General features: G+C 66.8%; 6 protein-coding genes. 3 read left to right on the top strand and 3 right to left on the bottom strand.

Going from position 1 to position 12,708, the window contains the following annotated elements; all coding sequences use genetic code 11:
• Positions 1-176: 176 nt before the first annotated feature.
• The 3 genes from AC1VXD_RS18720 to AC1VXD_RS18710 are packed head-to-tail and all read right to left on the bottom strand — an operon-like array spanning position 177 to position 5,281.
• Complete coding sequence (locus AC1VXD_RS18720) at positions 177-3,347, bottom strand: multidrug efflux RND transporter permease subunit (RefSeq protein ID WP_482993314.1); 3,171 nt, start codon at positions 3,345-3,347, stop codon at positions 177-179.
• A 15-nt stretch (positions 3,348-3,362) separates the two neighbouring features.
• A complete protein-coding gene (locus tag AC1VXD_RS18715; RefSeq protein ID WP_482993313.1) occupies positions 3,363-4,625 on the bottom strand; it encodes an efflux RND transporter periplasmic adaptor subunit in 1,263 nt (420 codons plus the stop codon).
• Complete coding sequence (locus AC1VXD_RS18710; RefSeq protein ID WP_482993315.1) at positions 4,625-5,281, bottom strand: TetR/AcrR family transcriptional regulator; 657 nt, start codon at positions 5,279-5,281, stop codon at positions 4,625-4,627. The genes AC1VXD_RS18715 and AC1VXD_RS18710 overlap by 1 nt, the downstream gene beginning before the upstream one ends.
• Before the next feature lie 275 nt (positions 5,282-5,556).
• Between AC1VXD_RS18710 and AC1VXD_RS18705 the strand changes: the two genes are divergently transcribed.
• The 3 genes from AC1VXD_RS18705 to AC1VXD_RS18695 all read left to right on the top strand — a co-directional run bounded on the left by AC1VXD_RS18705 (position 5,557) and on the right by AC1VXD_RS18695 (position 12,505).
• The gene (locus AC1VXD_RS18705; protein ID WP_482993312.1) at positions 5,557-10,533 is read left to right on the top strand and encodes an NAD-glutamate dehydrogenase; all 4,977 of its coding nucleotides are present in this window, start codon (positions 5,557-5,559) and stop codon (positions 10,531-10,533) included.
• A 205-nt stretch (positions 10,534-10,738) separates the two neighbouring features.
• On the top strand, positions 10,739-11,512 hold the full coding sequence (locus AC1VXD_RS18700) for an NAD kinase (RefSeq protein WP_482993311.1): 774 nt from the start codon (positions 10,739-10,741) through the stop codon (positions 11,510-11,512).
• Positions 11,513-11,560: 48 nt separating this feature from the next.
• Positions 11,561-12,505 (top strand): 5'-nucleotidase, encoded by a 945-nt coding sequence (locus AC1VXD_RS18695; protein ID WP_482993310.1) that lies wholly within the window; start codon positions 11,561-11,563, stop codon positions 12,503-12,505.
• Positions 12,506-12,708 lie beyond the last annotated feature (203 nt).

Raw genomic sequence — 12,708 nt, 5'->3', positions numbered from 1 at the left:
GGGGTGCTCACCATTTCCCCCGCCCCCCAGCCGGGTCCCCGTAAACACCCCCCGTGCTCGGCGGCGGCTCTACAGTAAGAAAAAGCAGCCGAGCATGGGCTCGGCGCTACAGGAATCTCCAACGAAAAAAGGCCCCGGATCGCTCCGGGGCCTTTTCATTTCAACCTGCCGCCCGATCAACGATCCGGACGGTGTGCGGCTTCCGCGTCGCGCTGGCGCTCCATGAACTCCTTGGAGGGTTCATCCAGCTTGTCGCCCAGCATGCGGCGCACGACCACGAAGAACACCGGAATCATCAGCAGGCCCAGCAGGGTGGCGAACAGCATGCCGCCGATCACGCCGGTACCGATGGCGTGGCGGGAGTTTGCGCCAGCGCCGGTGGAGATGGCCATCGGGATCACGCCCATGATGAACGCGAACGAGGTCATCAGGATCGGGCGGAAACGCAGGCGGGCCGCTTCGATCGTCGCATTGCGCAGGGTCTTGCCCGCTGCACGCTGCTCCACCGCGAACTCCACGATCAGGATCGCGTTCTTCGCGGCCAGGCCGATCACCGTGATCATGCCGATCTTGAAGAAGATGTCATTGGGCAGGCCGCGGATCATCGACAGGCCGATGGCACCCAGCACGCCCAGCGGCACGACCAGCAGCACCGCCACCGGGATCGACCAGCTTTCATACAGTGCGGCCAGGCAGAGGAACACCACCACCACCGACAGCACCAGCAGCAGCGTCGCCGCGTTGCCCGCCAGGATTTCCTGGTAGGACATGCCCGACCAGTCATAGCCGTAACCGGCCGGCAGGTCGTTGGTGACGATGTCTTCCATCGCGGTCATCGCTTCACCCGAGCTCTTGCCCGGGGCCTGCGAGCCGACGATGTTGATGGCCGAGTAACCGTTGTAGCGGCTCAGCGAAGGCGGGGCCGACACCCATTCCGACTTGACCACCGTGCTCAACGGGATCATGGCGTTGGTGCCGTCGGCATTGGTGGTCAGGCTGGAGGGGCTGTAGAAGCTCTTCAGCGATTCCTGGCCGGTGCGGTACGGCGCGTCGGCCTGCATGGTCACGCGTTTGATGCGGCCCTGGTAGAAGAAGTCGTTGACGTACACCGGGGCCAGCATCAACTGGATGGTGCTGTACACGTCCGACACCGACATGCCCATCGACTGCGCCTGCACGCGATCGACATGCAGCGCCAGCTGCGGGGCGTTCTCCAGGCCGTTCGGGCGCACGCCGGCCAGCTTGTCGCTTTCCTGCGCAGCCTTGCCCAGCAGGATGTTGCGCGCCTGGGTGAGCTGTTCGTAGCCCTGGCCGCCACGGTCCTGCAGCCACATGTCGAAGCCGCCGAACTGGCCCAGGCCCTGCACGGTCGGCAGGTTGACCACGAAAATCTGCGCTTCCTTGATGCCATAGAACGCGCCGTTCATGTTCTGGATGAACTCGGGCACGGTGACCTTGCGTTCGTCCCACGGCTTGAGGCGGATGAAGCCCATGCCGACGTTCTCGCCGGAACCGACGAAGCTGAAGCCCGCGATCTGCATCAGGCCTTCGTAGCCTTCCTGGTCCTTCAGGATGCCGCGCATCTGCGAGAAGACTTCGTTGGTCTGGCCCTTGGTCGAGCCCGGCGGCAGCTGCACGATGGCCAGTGCGTAGCCCTGGTCTTCTTCAGGCAGGAAGCTGCCCGGCATGCGGGTGAACAGGAAGCCGCACAGCGCGGTCAGCACCACCGCCAGGATCATCCAGCGCGGCGCGTGCTTCACGGCCGAGGTGATGTGGCCGACGTAGGTCCCGCTGATCTTGTCGTAGTACTTGTTGAAGGTACGGTAGACGATGTTCGGGTTGTCGTTGTGGGTCGGCTTCAGGAACGTCGCGCACAGGGCCGGGGTGAAGCCCAGCGCCAGGAACGCGGAGAACGCCATCGAGATGGCGATGGTCAGCGCGAACTGCTTGTAGATCTCACCGGCCGCACCGCCCTGCAGGGCCGAGGGGATGAATACCGCGGCCAGCACGACGGTGATCGCCACCACCGCGCCGGTGATCTGGGTCATCGCCTTCTGCGTGGCCGGCTTCGGCGCCAGGCCCTCCTCGGTCATGATGCGTTCGACGTTCTCGATCACCACGATCGCGTCATCGACCACGATGCCGATCGCCAGCACCATCGCAAACAGGGTCAGCTGGTTGATGGTGAAGCCGATCAGCCACATGCCCAGGAACGTACCCAGCAGGGCCACCGGGATGACCAGGGTGGGGATGATCGTCGCGCGGAAGTTCTGCAGGAAGATCAGCATCACCAGGAACACCAGCAACACCGCTTCGAACAGCGTCTTGACCACTTCCTCGATGGAGATCTTGACGAAGGTGGTGCTGTCGTACGGCGAGAACCAGCTGACGCCGGCCGGGAAGCTCGGCTGCAGCTCGTCCATCTTGGCGCGCACGGCATCGGCCACGTTCAGGGCGTTGGCGCCCGGCAGCAGCTGGATGGCGAAGGCACCGGCGGCCTGGCCGTTGTACTGGGTATCGAAGCCGTAGTTGTTGGCACCGAAGGCGACGCGGGCGATGTCCTTGAGCAGCACGCGCGAGCCGTTGGCGTTGGCGCGCAGGATGATGTTCTCGAACTCTTCCGGCGAGCTGAAGCGGCCCTCGGCCGAGACGGTGGCGGTGAAGTGGCCGTCCGGCGAGGGATCCGAACCCAGCGAACCGGCGGCGAACTGCACGTTCTGCGCGCGCACGGCAGCCAGCACTTCGCTGGCCGACAGGCCGTAGCCCTGCATCTTCTCCGGGTTCAGCCAGATGTTCATGGCGTACTCGGAACCGAACTGCTGGGTGCTGCCGACGCCGGGGATACGCGAGACCTGGTCGAGCACGCGCGAGCCGACGATGTCGTTCAGGGCGTCACGGCTGATCGTGCCGGTGTCCGAACGCAGGCCGACCACCATCAGGAAGCCGGCGTTGGCCTTGGCCACCACCACGCCCTGCTGGGTGACTTCCGAAGGCAGTCGCGGCGTGGCCAGCGACACCTTGTTCTGCACCTGCACCTGGGCGATGTCCGGATCGGTACCGGTCTCGAAGGTCAGGGTGATCTGCGCACGGCCGTTGGAGGACGAGGACGAGCTGAAGTACAGCAGGTGATCGATACCGGTCAGCTGCTGCTCGATCACCTGGGTGACCGACTTTTCAGTGGTGTCCGCGCTCGCGCCGGGGTAGGTGGCCGAGACGGTCACCTGCGGCGGGGCGATGTTGGGATAGGACTCGACGCCGAGGTTGAGGATCGCGATCACGCCGCTGAGCGAGATCAGGATCGCAACCACCCAGGCGAAGACTGGATGTTCGATGAAAAATTTAGGCATGACGGAAGGTTCCCGTTACTGCTTGTTCGATTCGGTGGCGGCCGGCTCGGCCTTGTCGGCCGAATCGGGCGTGGCCGGCGCCTTGTCGGCACCGCCTGCAGCGGCGGCGGCCGGGGATGCACCGCCGGCGGCGGGCTGGCCGTTGGCATCCTGGCCCGGGGTCCAGGGCTTGGCTGTGGCCGGCGCCCCTTCCTTGACCTTCTGCACGCCTGCCACCACGACCTTGTCACCGGCGGCCAGGCCGTCGCTGACCATCCAGTTGCCACCCTGTGCGCCTTCGGTCTTCACGTTCTTGCGCACGACCTTGCCGTCGGCGCCGACCACCATCACGAAGCCGCCGGCGCTGTCACGCTGCAGGGCCTGCTGCGGGATCAGGAAGGCGTTGTTGCGCTCGCCCAGGTTGGCCTGGAAGCTGACGAAGGCACCCGGCAGCAGGATCTTCTGCGGGTTCGGCAGCACCGCGCGCAGCGAAACCGCGCCGGTGGCCGGGTCGACCGTCGTCGAGGAGAAGTCCAGCGTGCCGGCTTCGCCGTAGGCGGTGCCGTCGGACAGCTTGACGTTGACGGTGGCCTTGCCGTCGCCGGACAGGGCCAGGGCGCCACGGGCCTGCTGCGCGCGCAGCTGGCTCAGCTCGTCAACGCTCAGCGAGAAGTTTACGTACAGCGGGTCCAGCTGGTCCACGGTGGTCAGCAGGGTCACGTCACCCTGGCCGACCAGGGCACCTTCGGTGACCTGCTGCTTGTTGGCCACGCCACTGATCGGCGAGGTCACTTCGGAATAGCCCAGGCTGATGCGCGAGGAGGTGACCGAAGCTTCGGCCTGCTTCACCGCAGCCAGCGCGGTGCGCTCGGCGGCTTCTGCGCTGTCCAGGTCGGACTTGGACACGTACTGCTGCGGCGCCAGCGAGCGGGCGCGGTCGGCGGCGACCTTGGCGTTGGCATAGGTCGCGCGGGCCGAGGCCAGCTGCGCTTCGGAGGCGTTGAGGCTGGCGCGGAGCGGCGCCGGATCGATCAGGAACAGGGTCTGGCCCTGCTTGACCTCGCTGCCTTCCTGGTAGACGCGCTTGAGCAGCACGCCCGGCACGCGCGCACGCACGTCGGCGCTGCGGAACGGCGACAGGCGGCCGACCAGCTCACGCTGCAGCGGCAGGGTCTGCGGCTTGGCGTCGATCACGCCCACCTCCGGCGGCGGGGGCGTCTGCTGTTCCGGCTTCTTGCAGGCGGCCAGCGCGACAGCAACGGCGCACGTCAAGGCAAGGGTGCGGAGTGGGGCGGTCATCAGGAGGAACTCCGGGGTTGGTTTGTAGTGGGGGCCGGCGACGGCGTTGGCGCGAACGCGCGCAGGAAGCTGTCGACCGAGAATTCTGCCCAGCGCCGACGCAGCTGCGCGTCATCGCGATGGGGGGTATGGAAACGCTGTTTGTCGAAATCCTGACCGGCGATCATGCTCAGCAGCAGTTCGGCCATGAAGTGCGGGTCGTCATGCCGGAGCTGGCCACGCATGCAAACGGTTTCAATCCATTCAGCAAGATGAAGCGTCAAGGCGCCGGCACCGTGCCGGTACAGCGTACGCGCCTCTTCGGGGAACTGCGCGGCATCCGCGGCAATCACCCGGCAGGCCTGTCCCACGTGCGGCTGGTTGAAATGCTCCAGGAAGTCGATGGCGAACTGCAGAAGGCTGGCACGCAGGTCGTCAGTGCGGAGTGCACGGACCATGGCCCCGGTGGCGTGGCCGACGTGGCGCTGCATCACCCGCCGCAGCAGACCCTGCTTGCTGCCGTAGCGCGAATAGAGCGTCTGTTTGGAGCAGCCGGCGTGCTGGGCAACCGCATCCATGCTGATCTGCATGCCCTGGTGGGCCAGCAGTTCGCGCACGGCATCGAACACGCGCTGATCGCGCGCATCCAGGGCAGCGGGGAGGTAGGCCGGGTTCACGCAGTGGACTATACCGTCCAGTTCAGGATTGTGGAATCGTGCCAATGGTCCTGTCCGTCCTGATTTCGGGCGCCGTGCGCGCTCATTCCGGTAACACGGTTTGCCGATCCTGTCGGTAACGCGATGCCGGTGCTGGACGCCGTACCCGTGCGAACTGAATAGGCGTCTAAACCGCAGCAAACCCGGCATTTCATTATTCCGTCCTGCAGCAAGGCCTTTTCCTGCAACAGGGCTACAATTTCATTTTCCCAACTGAGCAAGCGCCTCGCTCTGACATGAAACCGCAAAAAACCGCAGCCAAGACCGTGAAAAACAAGACCAAGCCAGCTGAGTCGGAGGTCGCAGTGACCGCTGGTTTCTCCCTGGAGCCGGTGTACACGGCCTTGCGCAAGCGTTACCCCGCGGCCGCGCAGGCCGAGGCAGTGGCATTCGCATCCGCGTTCTACAAGCGCATGGAGTCGGACGAGTTCCCGCACCACACCGCTGAAGAGTGGGCGGCGCTGGCGGCAGACACCCTGGAGTTCGCCCGTGCACGCAAGGCCGGCAAGGCCAACGTGCGCGTGTTCAACCCCACCGCCAAGGCCAATGGTTGGGAATCGCCGCACACCGTGCTGCAGATCATCAACGACGACATGCCGTTCCTGGTCGACACCGTGACCATGTCGCTGGCCGAGCAGGGCGTGGGCGTGCACGTGCTGGGCCATCCGGTGCTGCGCTTCACCCGCGACAAGGCCGGCAAGCTGGCCAAGGTCGGCGAGGGCGATGCCGAGTCGGTGATGCTGATGGAGATCGACCGCCAGCCGGCCGAAGCCATGGCCGCCATCGAGCAGGCCATCAACAAGGCGCTGGATGAAGTGCGCGCCATCGTGCGCGACTGGCAGCCGATGAAGGACAAGGCGCTGGCGCTGGCCGACGACCTGGGCAGCCGCACGCTGCCGGTCGACGATGCCTCGCGTGCCGAAGCACAGCAGTTCCTGCGCTGGGCCGCCGACAACCACTTCACCTTCTTCGGCTACCGCGAATACCGCGTTGAGAAGCAGGGCAAGGAGGACGTGCTGGCGCCGCTGAACGACACCGGCCTGGGCCTGATGCGCGGCAAGGACAAGTCCGCCGCACGTCCGGTAAAGACGCTGGCCGCGCAGGGCCTGAACACTACGTCCGGGCTGAAGGACGCGCTGATCCTGACCAAGACCAATGCCCGTTCGCGCGTGCACCGCGCCGGCTACATGGACTACATCGGCGTGCTGGAATTCGACGCCAAGGGCAGGATCATCGGCGAGCAGCGCTTCCTCGGCCTGTTCACCTCCAGCGCCTACAACCGTCGCCCGTGGGAAATCCCGCTGGTGCGCCAGCGCCACGAATACGTGATGACGCAGTCCGGCCTGGCCCCGGCCAGCCACAGCGGCAAGGCACTGCGCCATATCCTGGAAACCCTGCCGCGCGAAGAACTGTTCCAGTCCAGCGAGGACGAACTGTTCCGCACCGCCATGGGCGTGCTGGGCCTGCAGGAGCGCGTGCGCAGCCGCCTGTTCCTGCGCCGCGACAAGTACAGCCGTTTCATTTCCGCGCTGGTCTATCTGCCGCGCGAACGCTTCAACACCGACGTGCGCCTGCGCATCGAAGCGATGCTGAAGGAAGCGCTGCACGGTGAGTACGTCGACAGCTCGGTCGTGCTGGGCGAATCGCCGCTGGCCCAGGTGCACCTGATCGTGCGCCCGAAGCCGGGCGAGATGCTCGACGTCGATACCGCCGAACTGGAGCAGAAGCTGGCCCAGGTGCTGCGCAACTGGCAGGACGACCTGCGTGAAGCGCTGGTCACCCGCCATGGCGAGACCGAAGGCCTGCGCATCGCCGCCCGCATCGGCAAGGCGCTGCCGGCCGGCTACATCGAAGACAACAGCACCGCCGTTGCCGCCAACGATGTCAGCCAGCTCGACGCCCTGACCGGCCCGGACGACCTGCGCCTGAGCCTGCAGGCCGTGCCGCGCGAAAGCGGCGATGGCCTGCGCCTGAAGCTGTACCGCCAGCTGGATGACATCCCGCTGTCGGACGCGCTGCCGATGATGGAAAACATGGGCCTGCGCGTGATCGCCGAGCGTCCGTACCGCCTGTCGGTCGACAACGCCCCGGTGTACGTGCAGGACTTCGAGGTCGAATCGACCGCTGGTGCCATCGATGCCGGCCGCGTCGATGAAGCCTTCGGCGAGACCTTCGCCCGCGTCTGGCACGGCGATGCCGAGAACGATGGCTTCAACCGCCTGGTGCTGGCCGCCGGCCTGCACTGGCGCCAGGTCGCCATGCTGCGTGGCTACTGCAAGTACCTGCTGCAGACCGGCGTGCCGTTCTCGCAGGCCTACGTGGAAGGCACCTTCTCGCGTTACCCGCTGCTGGCCCGCCTGCTGGTGGAACTGTTCGAAGCCCGCTTCGACCCGGCAACCGGCCACGAGAGCAAGGACGACATCGCGACCGGCCAGGCCCAGCTGAAGGCGCACTTCGATGTGCTGGCCGCTGGCGACGACGCCACCCTGAAGGTGCTGAAGACCGTGGTCGACGCCCGCAAGGGTGGCCGCGATGCGCAGATGCAGGCCGCGCGCGAAGCGCTGCTGAAGCTGATGGACCGCGTGTCCAGCCTGGACGAGGACCGCATCCTGCGCTCGTTCATGGGCGTGATCGACGCGACCCTGCGTACCAGCTACTACCAGACCGATGCCAACGGCCAGCACGGCCATGTCATCAGCTTCAAGTTCGATTCGGCCCTGGTGCCGGACCTGCCGAAGCCGCGCCCGTACCGCGAAATCTTCGTCTACGGCCCGCGCGTGGAAGGTACCCACCTGCGCTTCGGCGCCGTGGCCCGTGGCGGCCTGCGCTGGTCGGACCGTCGCGAAGACTTCCGCACCGAGGTGCTGGGCCTGGTCAAGGCGCAGATGGTCAAGAACACCGTCATCGTGCCGGTCGGCGCGAAGGGCGGTTTCTTCGCCAAGACCCCGCCGGTGAACGGTGACCGTGATGCGGTGTTCGCCAACGGCGTGGCCTGCTACAAGCTGTTCATCCAGGGCCTGCTGGACATCACCGACAACATCGTCAACGACAGGATCGTGCCGCCGGTGGATGTCGTACGCCACGACATGGACGATCCGTATCTGGTGGTGGCGGCCGACAAGGGCACCGCGACCTTCTCCGACATCGCCAACGGCCTGGCCATCGCGCACGGCTTCTGGATGGGCGATGCGTTCGCCTCCGGCGGTTCGGTCGGCTACGACCACAAGGGCATGGGCATCACCGCCCGCGGTGCGTGGGAATCGGTCAAGCGCCACTTCCGTGCACTGGGCCGTGACAGCCAGAGCCAGGACTTCACCGCCGTCGGCGTGGGCGACATGTCCGGCGACGTGTTCGGCAACGGCATGCTGCTCTCGCGCCACATCCGCCTGGTCGCTGCGTTCGACCACCGCCACATCTTCCTGGACCCGAACCCGGATGCGGCCACCTCGTTCGTCGAGCGTGAGCGCATGTTCACCGTGCCGCGTTCGAGCTGGGCGGACTACGATGCCAAGCTGATCAGCAAGGGCGGCGGCATCTTCCCGCGCACCGTGAAGTCGATCGAGATCACCCCGCAGGTGCGTGAGGCGCTGGGCCTGGACGAGAACGTCAGGTCGATGTCGCCGAACGACCTGATGAGCGCGATCCTGAAGGCGCCGGTCGACCTGCTGTGGAACGGCGGCATCGGTACCTACGTCAAGGCCGCCAGCGAGCAGCACAGCGATGTCGGCGACCGCGCCAACAACGCCCTGCGCGTCAACGGTGGCGAGCTGCGCTGCAAGGTGGTGGGCGAGGGTGGCAACCTGGGCATGACCCAGCTTGGCCGCATCGAAGCCGCCCAGGCCGGCGTGCTGCTCAACACCGACTTCATCGACAACTCGGCCGGTGTCGACACCTCCGACCATGAAGTCAACATCAAGATCCTGCTCAACGATGTGGTGCGCGCCAAGAAGCTGACCGTCGAGCAGCGCAACAAGCTGCTGGCGTCGATGACCGACGAGGTCGCCGACCTTGTGCTCAACGACAACTACCGCCAGAACCAGGCCCTGAGCCTGATGGAGCGGATGGCGGTCAAGCGCCTGGGTTCCAAGCAGCACTTCATCCGCACCCTGGAACAGCAGGGCCTGCTCGATCGCCAGATCGAGTTCCTGCCGTCCGATGCCGAGCTGTCGCAGCGCAAGGCACGCGGCCAGGGCCTGACCCGTCCGGAACTGTCGGTGCTGCTGTCCTATTCGAAGCTGGTGGCGTTCGCCCAGCTTCTGGATTCGGACATCCCGGAAGATCCGTACCTGTCCAAGGAACTGCAGCGCTACTTCCCGACCCCGCTGCAGAAGAAGTACGCCGACGCGATGGAGCGTCACCGCCTGAAGCGCGAAATCATCGCCACGGCCGTGACCAACCAGACCATCAACCGCATGGGCGCCACCTTCCTGATGCGCATGCAGGAAGATACCGGCCGCACCATCGCCGAGGTCGCCAAGGCGTACACCATCAGCCGCGAAACGCTGGATGCCCGCGCGCTGTGGGCGCAGATCGACGCCCTCGACGGCACCCTGCCGGAGTCGGTGCAGATCGACGCACTGGAAGTGATCTGGAAGCTGCAGCGTTCGTTCGTGCGCTGGCTGCTGTCGCGCCCGGGCCCGATGCCGGGCATCACCGAGGCGGTCAACCGCTACCAGGGTCCGTTCAACGACATCCGCGTTGCTTCGGGCGTGCTGCCGGATTCGCAGCGTCCGACCTACGAAGCCCTGGTGGCCCAGTGGAAGGAGAAGGGCCTGCCGTCCGCGCTGGCCCAGCAGCTGGCCGAACTGCACTTCCTGGAGCCGGCGTTTGACATCATCGAACTGGCCCGCACCCGTAAGCTGAAGCCGGTGGACGTGTCGAAGGTCCACTTCCGCCTGGGCGATGCCCTGCAGCTGCCGTGGCTGTTCGAGCAGATCGACGCGCTGGAGGTCAACGGCCGCTGGCACGCGGTTGCCCGTGGCGTGCTGCGTGACGAACTGGCCGCGCACCACCGCAACCTGGCCGGCCAGGTGCTGGGCACCAAGGGCAGCAGTGCGGAAGCCAAGGTCGCCAGCTGGATCGGTCGTGACGACAGCAGTCTGCGCTTCACCCTGTCGATGCTGGCCGAACTGGCTGAGCAGAAGACCCTGGACTACCCGACCGTTTCGGTCGCAGTGCAACGCCTGGGCCAGATGGCAGCGCACGGTGCGTAAGTGATGTAACGCCGGACCTCGCCCGGTGAGCGTGAAACGGAGCGGCCCCGCGAAAGCGGGGCCGTTCTGCGTTGTGGGTCTGCCGTTCGCCGGGCATGGCCCGGCGCTACCGGGGCGCGGGGTTCCAGGTAGCGCTGGGCCACGCCCGGCGAGCGCAACGGCGCTCGGTTATGCTCTCCCTCATGCCTTCCCCCCGGATCCACCGATGAGCGACACCCCCCGCATCGCTTTCCTGGCCAGCACCACCGAAGCAGCACAGATGGCCCGCGCGGCGATGCTTGCCCGCTATGGCGACCACGCGCCCGACCAGGCCGATGTGCTGTGCCCGCTGGGCGGCGACGGCTTCATGCTGCAGACGCTGCACCGGCACGGCCGTCTGGGCAAGCCGGTGTTCGGCATGAAACTGGGCACCGTCGGCTTCCTGATGAACCAGTACCGCGCCGAGGATGACGTGGTCGCGCGCATCGCCCGCGCCGAGCCGGCCAACCTCCGGCCGCTGGAAATGGTGGCGCTGACCGAGTCCGGGGCGAGCACGGGTTCGTTGGCCTACAACGATGTCTCGCTGCTGCGGCAGACCCGCCAGGCGGCGCACATCGGCATCGACCTCAATGGCCAGGAGCGGGTGGCCGAGCTGATCGGCGATGGCGTGCTGGTGGCCACCCCGGCCGGCAGCACCGCCTACAACTATTCGGCGCACGGGCCCGTGCTGCCGCTGGGTTCGCACACCATCGCACTGACGCCGTTGGCCCCGTACCGGCCGCGGCGCTGGCGTGGTGCCATCCTCAAGGCCGACACCGAAGTGCGCTTCCGCGTGCTCGACCCCTACAAGCGCCCGGTCAGCGTCACCGCCGATTCGCACGAGACCCGCGACGTGGTGGAAGTGACCATCCGCGAGTCGAAGGAGCACCGGGTCACCCTGCTGTTCGACCCCGAACACAACCTGGAAGACCGGATCCTGAGCGAACAGTTCGTTTTTTGACGACAATACGCTGCCGGCCCCCGCCGATCGCTTGAAGGACCCCCACCGATGGGCGACAACTCCCCCCGTCTGCTGACCGTCGCGGTGACCTCGCGCGCGCTGTTCGATCTGGAAGAAAGCCATGCGCTTTTCGAGAGTGACGGCGTGGCGGCGTACGCCGAGTACCAGCGCCAGCACGAGGACGACATCCTCGGCCCTGGCGTGGCGTTCCCGGTGGTGCGCAAGCTGCTGGCACTGAACCAGGGCGCCAGCCCGGAAAACCCGCGCGTCGAGGTGATCCTGCTGTCGCGCAACTCGGCCGACACCGGCCTGCGCATCTTCAATTCCATCCAGCATTACGGGCTGGGCATCATCCGCGCGACCTTCACCGCCGGTGAGCCTACCTGGCCCTACGTGAAGCCGTTCGGCACCGACCTGTTCCTGTCGGCGAACCCCGAATCGGTGCGCAGTGCGCTGCGCCATGGCATTGCGGCGGCGACCATCCTGCCCAAGCCGCCGGGCGAGACCGCCGCGGCCGCCGCCGACCAGATCGACATGGGGCGCCCGGCCGGCCAGCTGCGCATCGCCTTCGATGGTGATGCGGTGATCTTCGGTGACGAGAGCGAGCGCATTTCGCGCGAGCAGGGGGTTGAAGCATTTGGCCGCCATGAACGCGAGCGCGCCCGCGAGGCCCTCAGTGGTGGCCCGTTCCGCGGTTTCCTGTCGGCCCTGCATACCTTGCAGGAAGTGTTCCCGGTCGGCGACAGCGCCCCGATCCGCACCGCGCTGGTGACCGCGCGGTCTGCGCCGGCGCACGAGCGGGTGATCCGTACCCTGCGCGAGTGGGGCGTGCGCCTGGACGAGGCCCTGTTCCTCGGTGGCCGCCACAAGGGCCCGTTCCTGCAGGCCTTTGGCGCTGACATCTTCTTCGATGATTCGCAGCACAACATCGACAGCGCCCGCGAACACGTGGCCGCCGGCCACGTCCCGCACGGCGTTGCCAACGAAGGGTAGTTGCCAACCTCGGTTGGCATCGCGGCGCAGAGCCGCGCCCACCAAGGTGGGCGTCCACCTGAGCGCTGACAGGGACGCCGGGGGAGGGGCGCCCCCCCCCCCCCCCCCCCCCCCCGCCGCGAGCCGCCCCCCGCCCCCCCCCCCCGCCCCAACCGGGCGCCCGCGCGGGGGCCCCCCGCGCGCGCCCGCGTCGCCCGCCGCCG

The organism is Stenotrophomonas sp. STEN054, from assembly GCF_056854535.1.
This window is presented reverse-complemented; position numbering and strand designations above follow the sequence as displayed.